The sequence below is a fragment of the Spirosoma daeguense genome, assembly GCF_054776875.1.
The window spans coordinates 586,913-606,221 of the sequence record NZ_BAAHBF010000001.1; the positions used below are offsets into that span (position 1 = coordinate 586,913).

The 19,309-nt window shown below is 49.0% G+C and carries 11 protein-coding genes; 8 read left to right on the forward strand and 3 right to left on the reverse strand.

What is annotated here, in order from left to right; translation table 11 throughout:
• Positions 1-105: 105 nt before the first annotated feature.
• Positions 106-5,166 carry a translocation/assembly module TamB domain-containing protein gene (locus tag ACYVD4_RS02105; RefSeq protein WP_460941964.1) on the forward strand — a complete coding sequence of 1,687 codons (5,061 nt, stop codon included), beginning with the start codon at positions 106-108 and terminating at the stop codon, positions 5,164-5,166.
• A 6-nt stretch (positions 5,167-5,172) separates the two neighbouring features.
• A complete protein-coding gene (gene tamL / locus ACYVD4_RS02110) occupies positions 5,173-7,518 on the forward strand; it encodes a translocation and assembly module lipoprotein TamL (RefSeq protein ID WP_460941965.1) in 2,346 nt (781 codons plus the stop codon).
• A 1-nt stretch (position 7,519) separates the two neighbouring features.
• Here tamL and ACYVD4_RS02115 read toward each other — a convergent pair whose 3' ends face one another.
• Entirely contained in the window at positions 7,520-8,881 is a 1,362-nt protein-coding gene (locus tag ACYVD4_RS02115) for an alpha/beta hydrolase family protein (RefSeq protein WP_460941966.1), read from the reverse strand.
• A gap of 170 nt (positions 8,882-9,051) precedes the next feature.
• Here ACYVD4_RS02115 and ACYVD4_RS02120 point away from each other — a divergent pair, with 170 nt between their 5' ends.
• Positions 9,052-10,131 carry an endo-1,4-beta-xylanase gene (locus tag ACYVD4_RS02120; RefSeq protein WP_460941967.1) on the forward strand — a complete coding sequence of 360 codons (1,080 nt, stop codon included), beginning with the start codon at positions 9,052-9,054 and terminating at the stop codon, positions 10,129-10,131.
• Positions 10,132-10,208: 77 nt separating this feature from the next.
• Here the strand turns inward: ACYVD4_RS02120 and ACYVD4_RS02125 are convergent, their stop codons facing one another.
• Positions 10,209-11,069 (reverse strand): 3-keto-disaccharide hydrolase, encoded by an 861-nt coding sequence (locus ACYVD4_RS02125; protein WP_460941968.1) that lies wholly within the window; start codon positions 11,067-11,069, stop codon positions 10,209-10,211.
• 33 nt (positions 11,070-11,102) lie between these two features.
• Positions 11,103-13,751, reverse strand: coding sequence for a DUF7133 domain-containing protein (locus tag ACYVD4_RS02130; RefSeq protein WP_460941969.1), 2,649 nt, complete (start codon positions 13,749-13,751; stop codon positions 11,103-11,105).
• A 475-nt stretch (positions 13,752-14,226) separates the two neighbouring features.
• On the opposite strand from ACYVD4_RS02130, the gene ccoS reads away from it, so the two are divergent.
• The 5 genes from ccoS to ccoG all read left to right on the forward strand — a co-directional run bounded on the left by ccoS (position 14,227) and on the right by ccoG (position 19,250).
• Complete coding sequence (gene ccoS, locus ACYVD4_RS02135) at positions 14,227-14,403, forward strand: cbb3-type cytochrome oxidase assembly protein CcoS (RefSeq protein WP_460941970.1); 177 nt, start codon at positions 14,227-14,229, stop codon at positions 14,401-14,403.
• Between the two features lie 18 nt (positions 14,404-14,421).
• Positions 14,422-16,638: a cytochrome-c oxidase, cbb3-type subunit I gene (gene ccoN, locus ACYVD4_RS02140; RefSeq protein WP_460941971.1), complete on the forward strand. Its 2,217-nt coding sequence runs from the start codon at positions 14,422-14,424 to the stop codon at positions 16,636-16,638.
• Positions 16,639-16,742: 104 nt separating this feature from the next.
• The gene (locus tag ACYVD4_RS02145; RefSeq protein WP_460941972.1) at positions 16,743-16,913 is read left to right on the forward strand and encodes a hypothetical protein; all 171 of its coding nucleotides are present in this window, start codon (positions 16,743-16,745) and stop codon (positions 16,911-16,913) included.
• 12 nt (positions 16,914-16,925) lie between these two features.
• Positions 16,926-17,747: a cbb3-type cytochrome c oxidase N-terminal domain-containing protein gene (locus tag ACYVD4_RS02150; RefSeq protein WP_460941973.1), complete on the forward strand. Its 822-nt coding sequence runs from the start codon at positions 16,926-16,928 to the stop codon at positions 17,745-17,747.
• Positions 17,748-17,762: 15 nt separating this feature from the next.
• Entirely contained in the window at positions 17,763-19,250 is a 1,488-nt protein-coding gene (gene ccoG / locus ACYVD4_RS02155) for a cytochrome c oxidase accessory protein CcoG (protein ID WP_460941974.1), read from the forward strand.
• Positions 19,251-19,309 lie beyond the last annotated feature (59 nt).

A 19,309-nucleotide genomic window follows, 5' to 3' on the forward strand; every position in this document is an offset into this window, starting at 1 on the left:
ACGCTCTTTTTTAAACGGTCGGCTGTTATAACGGTCCAAGTTTGGAAAGAGGTTAACAAGAAGCTATAAATTTAAACCGGTTACGGGCCGGAAACATTATAACTTGTGTCGAAAATAGTAGTACGTATTCTGCTGGGTATCTTAGCCCTCGTGCTTCTGTTGGCCGGGTTTGTTGTACTGGTCACAACAACGCCCTGGGGTCAGCAATTTGTCACGAAGCAGGTAAACTCATATCTGGCAAAGAGACTTCAGTCACCCTTTCGAATCGGACGTATTGGCTATTCCATTCCCGACTGGATTGAGCTGGAAGATGTTTTTTTCAAAACACCACAAGGCGATACGTTACTCAACGGCGGCCGTATGCGCGTTGACCTCGATATGTGGGGTTTACTTAACAACCGCGTTGCGCTGAATCGAATTGAACTGGAAAAAGTCAGCGTAAACATTACGCGTACTCTCCCCGATACAGCTTTCAACTTTCAATACATTCTCGACGCTTTCGATACGGGTGCGGCACCTGAACCATCTGACACTGTCTCAACGCCGATGGCGATCAACCTGTCGGGAATTGCTTTGCGGGATGTACGAATCCGCTACAAAGACGACGTAGTGGGAGCCGATGTAAACGCGTACCTCGACAGTCTTGAAGCAAATTTCAGCGATACCGATATCAATACGTCCAAATACCATTTATCGACCGTAACAGGCACGGGTCTGAACGTTGTTACGCGGTTGTACGAAGGTTTGCCAACACCGCCCAGCCCGCCATCTAAACCGGGCGATACGTTGAATCTGGCTTTAGGAAAGTGGCAGCTAACCAATACCAAATGGGATGTCCGGGTCGAAACGGCTGATTTTCAGACGAAAGGTGCCGTAGGGAAACTGGCAATGGAATCGGATTACCTGTATCTTGATGGCTCAAAAATCGGCCTCAAATCGCTCGAACTAACTAATGGCGATATTGCCGCTACATTAACACGACCAACCAAAAAACCAACTTCGTCCGAACCACCATCATCAACAACCAGTACGTCGCCCGGCTGGCAGGCTCGATTGACCAATGTTCGTTTTGTCAATAACCGCATTCAATACGACGACGAAACGGCGGCCCGTCAAAAACAGGGTTTAGATTACGGTCACCTCGATCTGCGCAACCTCGGTATTGACGGAAAATTTCTGGTTTATCAGGATTTAGGCAAACGAGGGCAACGAATCAGTGGTCAGCTACGTAACGGGCGTTTCCGGGCTACGAGCGGCTTTGTGCTCCAGCAACTCGACGGCAACCTGCTTTATACCGACACGACCACAACGCTTACCAAACTTTACATTCAAACACCCACTACGTTACTACGCGATCAGCTTGTGCTACGTTACGACTCGCTGGCGCAACTTAGCGATCCGCGCTTTGCAAAACGGGTGGCTGTTCGGGTGAATCTGAAACAAAGCCGATTATCGGTCGACGACGTATTGCAACTTGCTCCCACCCTCGCCGATACGCCCCCATTTGCGGGTAATCGGGGCGGTGTGTTCAAGGCGAATGCGCAGGCAACCGGTACATTGGCCGCGCTGAATCTGCCTCTGCTGGAGTTTGATATGCTGTCGGGTACAAAACTCCGCGCCAAAGGGCAGTTGACCAACGTAACAGATCCCAACCGGCTAGGCGTAAATATGGACGTTCAGGAGGTTTCCACTACGTTGGCCGATATCAATAAATTAGCTCCCAAAGGTTCGATTCCATCAACCATAGACTTGCCTCCCGGACTGAAACTTACGGGCAAAATTCAGGGCCAATTAAATAATCTTATTCTCGATGCAAAACTGAATACCGTCTGGGGAACTGCTGCATTTGATGGCCGACTGGCGGGGTTTGTAGAAGGTAAAAATCAGACGTACAAAGGTACGCTCAACCTCAATGATTTCGATGCAGGCAAATGGCTCAAACAAACCGAAACAGTCGGAAAAGTAACGGGCCGAGCTACGGTCGATGGGCGAGGTATTGATGTTAATACACTCACTACCAATTTCGATCTGGCTATTGCATCGGCCGAACTCAATGGGTATCGTTATCAAAATCTCGAAGCAAATGGCAAGCTCACGAATGGCATCGTGGATATCAAAGGTGCCCTGAAAGACCCAAATGCCAATGTAGCGATTGATGCACAGGTGGGACTGAAAGGCGAATTCCCCAGCATAACGGGCAAAACGGTTCTGAACGAACTGAATTTACAGGCGCTTAAGTTATACGACGACCCGCTCTCACTCAAAGGACGTATCGTAATGGATATGGCCTCGACTGATCCCGCTAAACCTGTTGGTACGGTTTCGGTCGGTGATGCTACGTTGACACTACAGGGTAAAAGCTATCCAATTGATTCGCTCTATGCACGGTTGGGTGTGAATGGCAACACGAAGTCTGTTGTGGCGCAGTTGCCGGGTGCTAAACTCAATCTCGATGGACAATTTGAGTATACCCAACTCTACGACATTATTGCGGGCGAAATCAGTCAGTACATTGCCTTGCCTTCTTTGGCCTACAAGCGGATTCCACCCCCTCATGCGTTTACGCTAGGTTTAAAAGCGTACCAAAATCCACTGTTTCAGGCCTTCGTTCCTGAACTAACGAAAATGGATACCGTTCGGCTGGATGCGTATCTGGATAATTCCCGCGATACTACGTTGTCGGCTACGCTACGTACTGGCATTGTTGTTTATGATACCACTACGCTTCAGGGAAGTACATTTTTGCTACGTGGTGCCAATAATCAACTCAAAGTAGACGGACGTATCGATGGTGTTTTATACGATGGCATGAACATCCGGCAAACGAATCTGAATGGCATAGCGGCCAATAACCAGTTCCGGTTTGCAATGGTTAACAAAGACTCTGTGAATCAGGATTTACATGGGCTGTCGGGTAAGCTGAGCATTGTCGATTCCAGTTATCGGTTCCAGTTTGCGCCCAATGGCCTGCTTACCAATTACCAGCGTTGGCAAACCGACACCAGCGGATTTGCCCAGTATGGCAAAAATGGCATACTGATTAACCGATTACATCTGGAGCAAAAACAGCAATCACTCGAAATAAGTAGTACAGAACAATATGGCAATGCACCCATTCGGGTAACGGCCCGCGCGCTCGACGTAGCGAATCTGGCCCGGCTTGCCAATCAGGACACGACACTGGCTGCTGGCGAACTCAACGGAACGATTGTGGTTCGTGATTATAGCAGCAGCGATAGCAATCTGGCCTTTATCGGCTCTATTTACGTCGACAGTTTGCGGGTAATGGAAAAACCGATTGGGAACCTGACGGCGCGTTTAAATAATACGTCTGACGGCCGAATCAATGTCAACACAACGCTGGTTGGACCTTACAACGATGCTGCGGTAACGGGTTTTTATAATCCGGAGAATGCAAAGGAAGCCCTTGATCTGGCCATTAAACTAAATCGGCTGGATGCCCGCACCATCGAAGCCTTTAGCTTTGGTGAACTTCGTCAGGCCAAAGGTAAACTCACTGGTGGATTCACTGTAGCGGGTTCAACCGACAACCCTAAACTCGATGGAAGCATTGCCTTCGATTCTGTAGCGTTCAACATTAAACAGCTCAATGCTACGTATCGGATTGATCAGGAAAAACTGGCGTTCTCCGGGCAAACCATTACGTTGAACGATTTCAATGTGCGCGATACATTGGGCCGTACCCTCACTACCGACGGTACTGTTGTACTTAGCAATTTGCCCAATGCAGCTTATAACTTACGGGTAAAAGCAAACGGGTTTCAGGTCTTAAACGCAGCCCGAAAAGACAACGATTTTGCTTATGGTCAGGCGGCTATCAGTGCCGACCTACGAATCAAAGGCGCTGGAGCAGATGCATCGGTCAACGGAACGGTACGTCTCGAAGATGGTAGTAAAATATCAATGGTATTGCCCGACGAATCGGTTAATGTGAACGAAGCAAATGGTATTGTTACGTTTATCAACCACAGCGATTCGCTGGCGCTACGTAAATACCTCTACCGACCAAAGCAGGATACAACCGCCAAACGTCTGGAATTCGACAAATTAAGCAACTCAACCATTTCGCTCGATCTGGAGGCTAATGAAAAATCGGAATTAACCATTGTTGTCGATGAACTGAATGGCGATTACCTGCGGGCACGTGGCAATGCCCGGCTCAACGTGGGTATCAATGCGGCTGGTCAGATGACTGTGTTGGGTCGTTACGACGTAACAGAAGGCGAATATTCGATGACCTATCAGGTTTTGAAACGGCAATTTCAGCTCCAGAAAGGCGGTTATATCAATTTCAGTGGCGACCCACTTAAGGCCGATATTAACATGACGGCCATTTATAAAATATCAACATCGCCCGGCGATCTGATCGGCAGCGAATCGACTTCATTGGATGCCGCATCAGCGAAACGAAAAATGCCATTTGAGGTACTGCTCACAATCAGTGATAATTTAGCTTCGCCTAAACTATCGTTCGACATTCGTTTACCCGAGGAAGAAAGCAACATTGCGCAATCGAGTGCGCTCGGCAGCAATATCGAAAGCAAACTGCGAACACTACGTCAGGATCAGTCGCAGGTCAACAAACAGGTGTTTGCGTTGCTGGTGCTGGGCAGGTTCTTACCCGAAAATTCATCTGATTTCTTCTCGGGTTCGGGCGGTGGTGGCCTCAATACACAAGCCGAAAACATTGCCCGTAGTAGCGTAAGTAAGCTTATTTCAGACCAATTGGGTCGGCTTGCATCGGGCGTTCTGAAAGGGTTCGATGTCGATTTCAATCTGTTGTCGCAGACTGGTAGCGCAAATACCGGCGGTACCAACAATGGATCACGTACAGACCTGAATGTTGGCCTATCGCGTAGTTTTCTGTCAGGTCGGGTTACGGTTTCGGTGGGTAAGAATTTTGTACTCGACAACTCGGCCAGTGCCGCAACACCCAGCCAGAATCAGGTATTCGACAACGTATCGGCCAACTATAGCGTTACCCGCGACGGGCGCTACGTATTGCGGGCTTATCGACGTAATGATTATCAGGCCGTTTTGGATGGCTACGTAATTGAAACCGGGGTTGGGTTCATCATCACGATGGATTATAACACGCTATCCGAGGTTTTCCGCCGTTCGTCGCCGGGAGCCGTGCTGAATTAACGTATTATGAAGAACATATTTATCGGTTTATGCCTTTTGCTCACTATCTGGCTGCTCAACGGCTGTAACGTTGCCAAGCATCTGCCAGCCAATGAGCGGCTTTATATGGGCACCGACATTAATATAAAAGCAGATTCGACAGTTTCGGCCGCCGATCAAACGGCCGTACAGGAACAACTTACCGAACTGGCCCGTCCCCGGCCCAATAAGCAATTATTGGGTTATCCCTATAAAGTCGGCTTGTATTATTTGTTCGGTGAGCCCAAAAAGCCCAATGGTTTTCGGGCATGGTTTCGAAAAAAGTTTGGTCAGGAGCCAGTCTTTGCCAGCGCCCGAGCACTTTCGGCCAATATTCCTATTTTTAAAGCTACGATGCAGAATCAGGGATACTTCGGTTCCGATGCTACGGCGCACTTGAAAGAAGAAGGTTATAAAGCGCGTGGTGTTTATGATGTTAATCTGAAACAACGTTTCCTGATCGATTCAGTTGGTTTTCTGGTCGATTCGACGCCGGTTCAAAAAGCGCTTCAGTTTTCAGCCCGACGTACCGTTATTAAGAAAGGTACCCCGTATATTTTCGACAATATTAAACTGGAACGCGAACGAATCAGCCAGTCGATCAAACAGCGCGGTTTTTATTATTTCCTGCCCGACTACATAGCGGTAATTGCCGACAACGATTCAGTAGCGCATAAAACCAAGCTTTATTTCGCCATTAAGCCCGATATGCCCGATGCAGCCGGGGTGCCTTACTCCATTCGAAACGTATTTATTTACCCAAACTACAACCTCTCAACTGCCCGAAACGATACTAGTCAGCAACGTGCTTACCAGACCGATGAGCGTTTTCGCGTAGTTGATTCGACCCGTCTATTCAATCCAAAGTTATTCCGGGATATCGTTACCGTTCAACCCGGCAAACTATATAGCAGCCGAATGCAGGATTTAACCCTGTCGCGGTTTATCAACGTGGGGGCGTTTAAATTTGTCAGGAACCGCTTCGAACCTGATCAGCAAGGTGATTCGGCTGTGCTGGATGTCCATTATTACCTAACGCCCTACCCATCTAAGTCGATGCGGGCCGAGCTGGATGGTACGTCACGTTCTAACAACTTCAATGGTACGCAGTTGATTGTAAGCTGGCGAAACAGAAACGCAATACGCCGGGCCGAACAACTGGTTATCAATGCCAACGCAGGTATCGAATTTCAGGCAGGAACCACGGGCGAAGGCATCACCAACTATCGATTTGGGGCCGACGCTACGTTAAGTTTCCCCCGTTTAGTATCGCCTTTCCGATTCCGATACGACCAGCGGCAGGCTCTGCCAAAAACTAACGCTTCGATTGGGTATCAGACCATTATTCGGGGCGGATTGTACCGAATCAATTCGGCGCAGATTACATTCGGTTATGCATGGCGGCAAAATCAGCAGGTCGAGCACGTTTTTCAGCCCTTTAATATCAACTATGTTTACGTACCGCAGGATAAAGCATCTGGCTTGTATGACCTAATTGGCAATACTGATATCGATCCAATTATCAGAAGGCAGTATATTAATATACTCAGCTCCGACCAACTCATTCTTAGCAGTTTATACACATTCAATTACAACTCTCCTGCCCGATCTTTTTCGCCTAATACATTCCGGCTAACGACCAATGCCGAAGCTGCTGGCAATCTGGCCAGTTTGTTCTTCAAGAAAGTCTTACCCAACGATGACCGTAAAGGCATTTTTGGTGTGCCTTACGCCCAGTTTCTGCGGTTCGATGCTGACTTCCGTTACTATCGGAAAGTAAGCACGAATTTGACGTGGGCTAATCGGATTTTTGGCGGATTAGGTATTACGTACGGAAATTCAAAAGATCGCTCGCTACCGTTCACCAAGCAGTATTTTGTTGGTGGCAGCAATAGTATTCGCGCCTTTCGGCCCCGCGCTATCGGTCCGGGTCTGTTCACGCGCGACACGATACGTAACGTACCTCTGTTCCAGGATGGCGGTGGCGATGTACGGCTGGAAGCAAACACCGAACTTCGGTACAAATTCAACAAATACCTTGAAGGGGCTATTTTCATTGATGCCGGAAACGTCTGGTCTTATTCCGACACCGCTACGTTCGGATCTGATGCCAAATTCTCGAAAAACTTTATGCGTCAGATGGCCGTCGGTACGGGTATTGGTATACGTATTGACCTGTCGTACTTCCTGATTCGTTTCGATTTGGGAACACCGCTCCGTAAACCGTATAAAACCGACGGCAGCGAGTGGGTCATCGACAAAATCAACCTCCGCGATCGTACCTGGCGGAAGGAAAACTTAGTGTTTAATATCGGCGTAGGCTATCCATTCTGATTTACTTAAAATAGCGTTCGGCAAACGTTAGAAAAATGGGCCAGTTTGGCGCTGGCGTATGCCCGGACGCGTGTTGACGAAACGCTACGTCGCCCGATACCAGTGCAGTTTCGAGCGAAGGAAATTCGGCTGTACCCAGATCTTTTTTACCCAGCAATTTATAAACGGGCCCGGCTCCTACTGCTGTTAGAAACATACCTTTTGCATCGGCCCAGCTATCGCCGTTGTCGGCACCAGCACCGATAAAAATCGGTCTTGGTGCACATAACGCTACCAACTCGTGCGAATCGACGGGTAAATCATTGGCCGTCAATGGGCCAGCATATTTTAGAAAATTACCCGCCATCCAGTGGTACTCACCCGCTCCGGCTACATTTTCGAGCCGTTCACCCCAGTTTCGGCGGTGTATTTTTGCCCCGCCTTCTCCCGACGAACTTACATAGGCAACGGCAAACCGAGGGTCGTAGGCCATCGCCACAATGGTTGCTTTTCCGTACCGCGAATGCCCTTCGATACCCACTCGTTTGGCATCTACGGCTTTGTCGGTTTCAAAATAGTCCATTGCCCGGCTGGCTCCCCATGCCCAGGCACGTAGCGCACCCCAATCATCGACTTTGCGAGGCTTTCCTTTATTTACCAGCCCAATAATTCCCTGCGTTAGTCCGGCACCGTTGTCGGCCTGAATACTCGTAGGCACCAAAACGGCATATCCCCAACCCTTTGCAAGCACCTGTTCCTGCCAATTTGGTCCAGCGGGTGCAGTGTTTGTTGGAGCAGGCATTCGAAAGCCGGGCGGAAACACAAAAGCCAGTTCCATAATTACCGGAACTGGTCCTCTTGCATTGGCAGGTGTTGCCAGCGTCAGTTGGATATCGACGTTAACAGCCGGATACGTCGAATTATCGACGTGCCCGATCAGCCTTTTCAGTTTAACCGGAACACCGCCTTTTACCGTGTTCGAATCGCCCACAACCCGCCACGTAACGTTCGGCGTATTTTTAGGCATACGACCGTAGATTTCCCGATCAAAATCTTCCACAATTTCGGGTCGACGCTGGCCCCACCATACTTTCGCACTGGTTACTTTCTTCCCATTTTTAAGCGTCAGCGGATCGGGTAAACTGGTGTAGGGATTTGCTTTCGATTCGTCGTTATTGGCGGCATTGGGCGCGCTCGGATTACCCGATACCCCCGGACGTAACGACGTAATGTTCAGTTGCTCCAGCATCCGCTTATGATCTTGCTCCGAAATTTTCCGAAGAGAGTCCTGCCTTGCCTGAAATACCCTTTGGAGCGAATCCTGAGCCTGCATTGGTGCACTGACCAGCAGTAGTAAACCAATCAGATAGCCACTATTTTTCATGAGGAAAGCGGTATAGGAACGTACTGTATTTCTTTGACTTGAAAGCGAGAGGTCGGCGAAATCTATTCGGTCGGCCAGTCGAATTAATAAAGCCCGATTTGGGCAAACTTACTTGCTAAACACCTGTGAGTAAGGCTACGTTATATCTTTTTCCCGACAGTTAGCTCACGATGAAAAAACTACCGCTTGCTGCCTTATTGATAACCACTACGTTAGCAGGGCTAAATCTGACACCGGCACCATTGGCCGACCCTACCTTAAAAGAAGCCTATAAAAACTATTTTCCGATTGGAGTAGCGGTTGCCCCGCGTAATCTGACCGGCCCCGAAGCCGACCTTATTCGGCAGCAGTTCGCTAGCGTGACGCCCGAAAATGCGATGAAAATGGGGCCGATTCACCCCGAAGAAAATCGGTATTTCTGGCGCGACGCCGACGCTATTGTCGATTTTGCACAACAGAATAAATTGAAAGTGCGAGGGCATACACTTTGCTGGCACAACCAGACGCCCCGCTGGTTTTTCACCGATTCATCCGGCAAAAACGTCAGTCGCGACGTATTACTGGCCCGTTTGAAACGTCACATTACCGACGTAGTGACTCGGTATACAGGCAAAATTTATGCCTGGGACGTAGTGAACGAAGCCGTTCCCGACAAAGGCGATGCCATCTATCGACCAACGAAATTCTATGAAATTATTGGTGAAGATTACCTCGAAAAAGCATTTGCCTATGCGCACGAAGCCGACCCTGACGCGCAATTGTTCTACAACGATTATAATACCGAAAACCCATCAAAGCGCGAACGTATTTATCAACTCGTCAAAAAGCTAAAAGACAAAGGCGTACCGATTCATGGCGTAGGGCTACAGGGTCATTGGTCTATTTACGAACCTACGGCACAGGATGTTAGCGAATCAATTAGCCGATTTGCCAGTCTGGGTCTGAAGGTGCAGATTACTGAACTAGACGTATCGGTTTACCCGAAAGAGCACGAACGCCGGGCGAAAAAAGAAACCGACACCAGCGAATTTACCGCCGACATGATCGACAAACAGGCCGCTAACTACAAAATCCTGTTTGAGGTTTTTCGGAAACACAAAGGGCAATTGACCGGCGTTACGTTCTGGAACGTATCGGATAAATCGTCGTGGCTCGACAACTTTCCCGTTCCGGGCCGTAAAGACTACCCGCTCCTCTTCGATCAGAACTACCAACCAAAGAAGGCGTATCATGGTGTTGTTACGTTCTAATGTAATGCAAAACGTCCAGCCGGTTAACTAAAAACTGGCTGGACGTTCAAGACAGACGCTACGTTCGAAAAGTAGCGTTACTTTTTCTTGCCGTAATCGCAGAGCGAGTTGTCGGCTTTTACGAAATACGATTTGTAATTTTTGGCTTTGGGGTCCGTACACCCTTTCAGCTCAAGGACTTCCACTTTCCGGAATTCAACGGGGTGGCTTTCACTCTGGAGTGAAATAGTACCGTGATCGAGTAGTTTTCCATCGACGATAAGCGCCTTGTCGTGACCGCTTACGGAACCGCCACCAAGTTGCGGTTTATTATATTCCAGCACTTTTTCGCCGTTGGCAAAATGCTGAATTAACGAATCGCCCAGCACCAGCACTTCGGCCCGAACCCATTGATCGCCATCGTAGGTTTTCGAAGTCGAATTAATACAATGTTGCGTGCGTAATTTTCCGTCGATCACTACGTTGGTTCCGGGCGTACAGAGGTTGCAGGTAGTCCGTTTCTTGCCATCGCCACCCAGCAACTGCACTTCGATAGACGCCGGAAAATCCTGATTTTTTCCCATCGTAACGGCTGGCTGTCCATGCACCATAATACCGCTGTTTCGCCACGCCCAGCCTTCGCCTTTGGGAGCCTGTTCACCCACAAACCGATATTCAACGGCTACGCGGTAATACGAGAAATCGCCTTTGTAGAAGATATGGCCGTATTGCTGTTTAAAATCATCGTACTTGTCGTACCGAACGACCATCTTGCCGCCTTCAACCCGGAACGTATTGCCGAAGTTATCGTTCAGATCATACCCTCTGATTTTAACATCCCAGCCATCCAGATTTTTACCGTTAAACAGCGATTTCCATTCTTCTTTACTGGCCGTATTGTTCTGACCAAAAGCCAGTAACGTAATGAAACAAAGTACTAGCGTCAATTGTGATTTCATCGATAGTTGTGTGATTGTTCTGTGCAAATAAGTTTATTTTTTCTGCTGCGACAGGAACGTAATCAACGAAGCAAATTCTTCGTACGACAGCGCATTTACTAATCCACTTGGCATCATGGACGTTTCCATTTCCTTGCGGCTCAGAATATCCGACGCCCGAATGGTGTAGACCTGCCCCGTAATGTCACGTAGCACCACGCGCGTAGCCGATTCTTCCGTCACAAAACCAGTGTATGACTTATTGCCTTTTGCCGTAATCAGCACTGTAGCAAATCCCTGCGAAATCGACGCGTTGGGTTTGAGAATCGATTCGGCAATCTGCTCGCGGGTCATAATTGATCCAATCTGGCCCATAAACGGTCCTTTCATCGCTTCGCCTTTGCTCAGGCTATGACAAGCCACACAGCCCTGCTGCGTAAACAGCTTTTTTCCTAACGTAGCGTCGCCCGGAATTTTGGCCATCGCCAGCATCACATCTTCAATAGACGATTCGCCAGTCTGTCCTTTTTTAGTACGAATCTTCTCCAGATCAATTTTAGTTTCTTCCTTTACCGCTACCACAGAATCCTGGGCGGCAAATTCTGGAATTTCGGTACGGTGACGGCTATCTAAATCCACAAAAAACGTTTTGTCTCCTGCTTTTTTCGATTCCTCGACCAGAAAGTCCTTTATCACGGGCGAAGATTCCCACGTAACGGTTTTGTAGTATGGGCCATGCGTATCGGGGCGGGTGCTCCACCACCACGATCCGTCGTAATCAGCCTCTTTCCGATACAAACGCGACAACGTAATGAGTATTTGCTTTTTGAGGGCTTCGTTCTGCGTATGCTTGTAAGCCGCAATTAAACCCGTTACGGCTTTCGGGTCGTGCATGTAGCGTAACGCCCAGAGTGCCAGCGTTCCGTTAGTAGACTCGATAGCGTTTACACAGGCATCGACTGCACGCAGACTTACTAACGCCCGAACCGCCAAATGCGCCGGAACGATGGCCGAATTGGGCGTAGCGTGTGGGCCTTCGGTACCCTTGGCAGGAGCCACAAACGAGGCTGGTACGTTTATAGCCAGTAAATCTTTGGCTACTTCGGAATGATTCAAGCGACCCAATCCAATAATAGAGGCAGTCTGAATCCGTGGCGATGCGTCTTTCAAACCTTTCAGAAACGGCTCTAGCGGAACCGATTGAATCGTTGCTTTACGGTCGGCCAGCGCACGTAGCGCGAACTCTCTCATGGCTGCCTCGTCGGTCAGTTTCACCAGATTAGCAATTCCGTCACCTTTCGTGATTTGGGCGTAGGCATACATACCCGCAACGCGAGCGTAAAGCGGAGCCGATTTATCGTCAGCCAGTTTCCAGACAAGCTTTTCCGATTTTTTGGCCGGACGGGTAATCAATTCCTGTTGGGCAGCCAGACGCGCTACGGCACTTCCCGATTTCAGCAAAGCCGCCAGTTTTTTCTCCGACAGTTTCGCTACGTCCGGAAATGCTTTGTACGACCAGTTTTTCGGAACGACCCGTACCACAAACCCTTTTTTCGGATTGCCTGAGTAACCGGCTCCAGCCCAGGCTGATAAATACATCTGGCCCGATGCATCGACATCGACATCCGTAATCTGCGAAAGCTTGATAAACTCTTCCTCTTTCTGGGTAAAGGTAGATTGGTCGGGCGTAACGCGGTGCAGATAAAGCTGGTTGCGCCCCCAGTCGGCCATCATCGGTACGTTATTGTATTTCTCCGGCCACGTATCGTCATTCATGTAAAACGAACCCGTTCCTGAACCGCCACCAACGTCGACCAGAGCCGGAATAATTTCGTCGGTAAAGTGCTTGAACAGAACCGGATAGCCGTATTCGCCCGATTGAATCTGATTGCTGAACCGGATGTTCCACCCACCACCATCGTTGGTGTTATCGCGCGTAAACACGTTCATGTATGGGTCGATTGCTACGTCGTAGATATTCCGCATACCGTGCGTGAAAATTTCCATTTCCGTACCGTCAGGCCGAACGCGAACGATTCCTCCGCCAAGCATGGTCATCTTTTTGCCCGAACGGTCGGTGGCACCGTGGAAACCAAAATCGCCAACGGCAATGTAAATCCAGCCGTCGATACCCATCCGAATACCGTTGGTAGCGTGGTCGGTACCGCGACTTTGAATGAATTTGGGCGAACAAATGTGTTCGATCAGTGGCGACGAAGGCCCATCGGCCACACCGTCATGATTTTTATCAGCAAAGACCACCAGATCCATACCCGACGCTATACCGGTTTCTTTCGAGAAAGCAGTATGCAACACAAAAACCTGATCGCCAACGGGCAGAATACCACGGGGGTTATCGACCACGGCGAACGTAGTGTGCGTATCCATTTTGCCGTCGTGATTCGTATCAACCAGCCTGACGATACGTCCCTGCCCCGGTTTTTTCCCCAGCGAACCAATCATATCGACACCAACGTAAACCTCGCCCGTTGGTGCAACAGCCAGACAGGCCGGACTTGGCGTAAGGTCGGGGCCAGCGAAATTCGTTACGCTCAGTTCAGCGGGCCAGCTACTGGCATTAGGCAGCGAATCGGCGCGGGTGAGCAGTTGGCGAGACGCCGACGTTTCGGAACGCTCCCAACGTAGCAGGTTGAAAAATAGAAGTAAGAATACGGAGATGCCGGTAAATGCGAGCTTTAACATTGATCGAAAAGAGACTAAGAGACGTAGTATTTTGACCTAATGGCAACGTAACATAAGTTTGGGTTGTCCGTATTACGCTGTCCTAAAAATAAGTAGAAGACAATCTACGTGTAAATATAATTTACCAGAAAGAATAGCTTGCTCTTTGGGCTCATTTTACCCCACTCTAAACTGGTAAGTCACATAATGAGCTAATTCTGTAGGAGTTTTGATTTTACCACCCCTAACCCCTCCTAAAACAGGAGGGGAATGTACAGAAGCGACCCTTTTCGACCCCCCCCTCCTGTTTTAGGAGGGGGCAGGGGGTGGTAAAATCAGCGGCTGTCATGGGGTCCAAGCAACTTCCCGGCCGTTTACTTATGTCGCTGCTGGTCTGCTTCAACCAAACTGAATTCTATCAGCCTCTCTCCTGACGTACGTCATAATTTGCCCGTACCAATCTCTCCACCTTTGAGCCTGAAAACCAAAGGAGGCCATGAGCATCATCTATTTCATGATTGGCATCAGTCTGACCATGGCACTCACTTTTCTGGGAGCCTTTGTCTGGTCGATGAGAAGCGGGCAGCAGGACGATCTATACACACCGTCGATTCGGGTTTTGCTCGACGACGAACCTCCTGCTATGTCAGATTCACCATCCAATTCATTGTAACCGCTGTACCTGTTCCGTATGAACGTTTCGATTAATCAATCGCCCACAATTCCCGACCGGGAAACAAGTCGGGCCACCACCGGGCACCAGCCGCCGGGCAGTAGCACTCCGGTTGAGCGTTTCACCTACGACAATAAGATTGTCAGTCAGTTTGCCATTGCTACCGTTGTCTGGGGTATTATCGGTATGCTCGTTGGCGTGCTGATTGCCAGTCAGTTGTTTGCGCCATCGGTCAATTTAAACAACCAGTACACTACGTTTGGCCGAATTCGTCCGCTACACACCAACGCCGTCATTTTCGCCTTTGTGGGAAACGCCATTTTTATGGCCGTTTATTACTCGTTGCAACGGCTCTGTAAAGCCCGGATGTTTTCGGATGCACTAAGTAAAATCCACTTCTGGGGCTGGCAACTGATTATTTTATCGGCAGTTGTTACGTTGCCGCTGGGCTTTACCAGTTCGCACGAATACGCGGAGTTGGAGTGGCCTATCGACATTGCCATTACGCTCATCTGGGTTGTTTTTGGCATTAACATGTTTGGCACCATTGTAAAACGTCGCGAACGTCACCTCTACGTAGCGATCTGGTTTTACATTGCTACGTTCATCACCATTGCGGTATTGCACGTAGTGAATTCGTTCCAGATGCCGGTTAGCCTGTTCAAGAGTTACTATCTCTACGCGGGTGTTCAGGATGCGCTGGTGCAGTGGTGGTACGGGCACAACGCGGTGGCATTTTTCCTGACAACGCCGTATCTGGGCATGATGTATTACTTTCTGCCCAAGATGGCGAACCGCCCGGTTTATTCGTATCGACTATCCATCTTACACTTCTGGGCCTTGATTTTCATCTACATCTGGGCCGGTCCACACCATCTTCTTTATACATCATTACCCGATTGGGCGCAGTCGCTGGGCGTCGTGTTTTCGATCATGCTGATTGCGCCATCGTGGGGCGGTATGATTAACGGGTTGCTGACGCTACGTGGTGCCTGGAATAAAGTTCGTGAAGATACCATCCTGAAATTCATGGTGGTAGCGTTGACGGCCTACGGGATGGCTACGTTCGAAGGACCGCTGTTATCGCTCAAAAATGTGAATGCCATTGCGCACTTCACCGACTGGATCGTAGCGCACGTACACGTTGGTGCCCTCGGCCTGAACGGTTTCCTGACCTTCGCCATTCTGTACTGGACCATTCCGCGCATATACAAAACCCAGTTGTATTCGACCAGACTGCTGAATATTCACTTCTGGATCGGTACACTCGGTATTCTGTTCTATGCCGTTCCGATGTACATCGCCGGGTTCACGCAGGGGCTTATGTGGAAAGAATTCACGAACGAAAGTATCCTGAAATATCCAACATTTCTGGAAACAACACTTCAGATTTTGCCGATGCACCAGATGCGGGCTATCGGCGGAACGCTCTACCTGCTAGGTGCCATTCTGATGGGATACAATCTTTACAAAACGATGGCAGCGGGCAAACTGGTAGCGAACGAAGATGCTGAAGCCCACGCACTTGCCCCCGTTTATAAACCAACTGGTTCGGATACGTTCTGGCACCGCTGGATCGAACGTCGGCCGTTTCAATTGCTGGTCTGGTCATTAATTACCATTCTGATTGGTTCGCTGGTTGAGCTGGTGCCCACGTTCATGGTCAAATCGAACGTACCGACAATTCCATCAGTACTGCCCTATACAGCACTTGAAGTACAGGGCCGTGATTTGTATATCCGCGAAGGTTGTGTGAACTGCCACAGCCAGATGATACGTCCGTTCCGCTCTGAAACCGAACGCTACGGCGAGTATTCGAAAGCCGGTGAATTTGTCTACGATCACCCATTTCTGTGGGGTAGCAAACGTACCGGTCCCGACCTGCACCGCGAGGGTGGCAAATACCCCGACTCCTGGCACTACCATCACATGAACGACCCTACGTCGATGTCGCCGGGTTCGATTATGCCGCCGTATTCGTGGTTGATTTCACAACAACTCGACATCTCCAATACGTCGGACAAGCTGAATGCGCTACGTAAAGTGGGTGTTCCGTACGACGACCAGACAATTTCGTATGCCAATGACGACCTCAAAAAACAGGCGAAAGAAGTCAGCGAACGGCTTGCCAAAGAAGGCATCAAAGTACAGCCCGACCGCGAAATCATAGCGCTGATCGCCTACCTACAACGTATCGGTACGGATATTAAGAAAATGGAAACAACACAGAAATGAATGAATAATGGATAATGCACAATGAAGAATGGTTCTTCTCATATCTCCCTCCTTGTACATTCTTCATTGTGCATTATCCATTATTCATTATTCATTCAAAAAATATGTTCAAGCAATTCATTTCAGCCATTCCCGGAGCCGACGTCTACATGATAGGTTCGTTTCTGACCTTCTTCGTTTTTTTTCTACTGGTTAGCCTATATCTGGTTTTTGCCGATAAGCGCCACCTACGACAGATGAGCCAGCTCCCGCTCGACGAATCAACCGACGTTTAATCAACTTACTTCATGACATTTTTTCTTACAATATTCTCTGATTGGCACCTGACATCTGGCGAAGACCTGTTGTGGGTTGTCGTCATGATGTTCGTGACGGTGGGAACCTTACTGGTGCTGGTCATCACCCTTTATCTGGCCTACGTATTACGACAGGCACTGAATCCGGAAGCGAAAAAAGCGTCGGCAGTTGATGATCGGACGCTCTGGCAACGCTGGCTTGGCTTACGTCCACTTAGTCAGGAAAAAGACCTGATTATGGAACATGCCTATGACGGTATTGTTGAACTCGATAACCCAACGCCCCCTTGGTTTATGGGCCTTTTCTACGGCACTATTGCTTTTGGACTGATTTACTGGCTGGTTTTCCATGTCTTCGACTCAGGCAACATTATGGAGCAGGAATACACACAGGAAATGGCGATTGCCGAGAAAGAGCGGGAGGCTTATGTGAAGCTGGTGGCGGGAAAAATCAACGAAAACACCGTTACGTTGCTCACCGACCAGAAAGCCATCGAATCCGGCAAAACGCTCTTCAATCAATATTGTACAGCCTGTCACGGCCAGAATGCCGAAGGTAAAGTTGGCCCGAACCTGACCGATGAATACTGGCTACACGGCGGTAATGTAAAAGCGATTTTTCATACCATCACCGAAGGCGTTCCCGAAAAGGGCATGATTGCCTGGAAGAAACAACTGAATCCGCTTCAGGTGCAGCAAGTGTCCAGCTATATTCTATCGCTCCAAGGCACCAAACCCGCCGATGCGAAAGAACCACAGGGCGAGAAAGTAACGCCCGAAACAGCCGCTACGCCTAAAGTAGCTATGCAGTAATCAGACGGTTTTATCATGACAGACGTAGTAAATCCAGCCAGTGAGTCAATGGATTTACCCAGCGGTAAATCCGCGACGGGCCAACCTAAACTTCCGGCGAAACAAACCAGCAGTCGTCAATGGCTTTACCCAAGAGTCGTAAAAGGTCGGTATTACCGCTGGCGGACGATGGTTTCGTGGGTGTTATTAGCGTGCCTGTTTGCCGGACCATTTCTGAAATATCAAGAACAACCGCTCTTTCTGTTTAATATTCTCGAACGGAAATTCAACTTTTTCGGCGTTACGTTCTGGCCACAGGATTTCTATCTGGTTGCGATCGGGTTATTGGTTTTCATCGTTTTCATCGTCCTGTTCACCGTCATATATGGGCGTGTATTCTGCGGATGGGCCTGTCCGCAAACGATTTTCATGGAAATGGTTTTCCGGAAAATCGAAATGTGGATCGAGGGCGATCAGAATGCGCGCAAACGGCTCGATGCGGCTCCGTGGACAACCGAAAAAATCCTGAAGAAAACGGCGAAGCACAGCATTTTCTTTCTGATTTCGTTCGTCATCAGTAATACGTTTCTGGCGTATATCATCGGGTCCGATGCGCTACTGGAAATTATAACGGATAACCCGCTAAATCACTTCGGCGGATTCATGACCATTCTGTTGTTTACGGGCGTTTTCTATGTCGTTTTCGCTTACGTGCGTGAGGTTGTCTGTACGGCCATCTGTCCGTATGGTCGTCTGCAAAGTGTGCTACTGGATAAACGGTCGGTGGTTGTTACGTATGATGATGTACGGGGCGAACCGCGTGGGAAAATGGAACGTAGCAAAAAGAGCACAACGGAGCAGAATCATCAACCTAATGTTTCGCCAATCCCTCATGCCCTTAACCCTCCGCCTAAAGGGGATTGCATCGATTGTAAACTCTGCGTCCAGGTTTGTCCGACGGGTATCGATATACGTAACGGCATCCAGATGGAGTGTGTAAGCTGTGCCCTTTGCATAGACGCCTGCGACGACGTAATGGCCAAAATTAATCGGCCGCTTGGACTGATTCGGCACGATTCGCTGGAAGGTGTTCAGACACAAAAACCGTGGCGTTTTACCTCCCGAATGATCGGTTATAGCGTGGTACTCTTACTTCTTATGAGTGTCTGGGTATTCCTGCTCGTTGGCCGTTCCGACCTCGACACTACGTTGCTACGTGCCCCCGGTCAGTTGTACCAGCGCGAAACAGGTGGCTACGTATCGAATCTGTATCTGGTTGAGCTTGTCAATAAATCGCATCGGGATAAGGCTGTTACGTTCCGGGTGAATTATCCGGGTGCTACGTTAAAAATGGTGCAGCCCATTGCCAACGTACCAGCCGATGAACTCACGAAGGGCATGTTCTTTATTCTGCTACCCGAAAAATCGATTCGTCAAAGCAGTACGAAACTCACTGTCGAAGTCATTTCCCAGGGCATCGTACTAGATGAGGTAAAAACATCTTTTCTGGGACCAACTCAATGAGCGAAAGGGTGAAAGAGCGAAAGAATGAATCAAAGCTCCAGCAATTATCCACTCTTTCA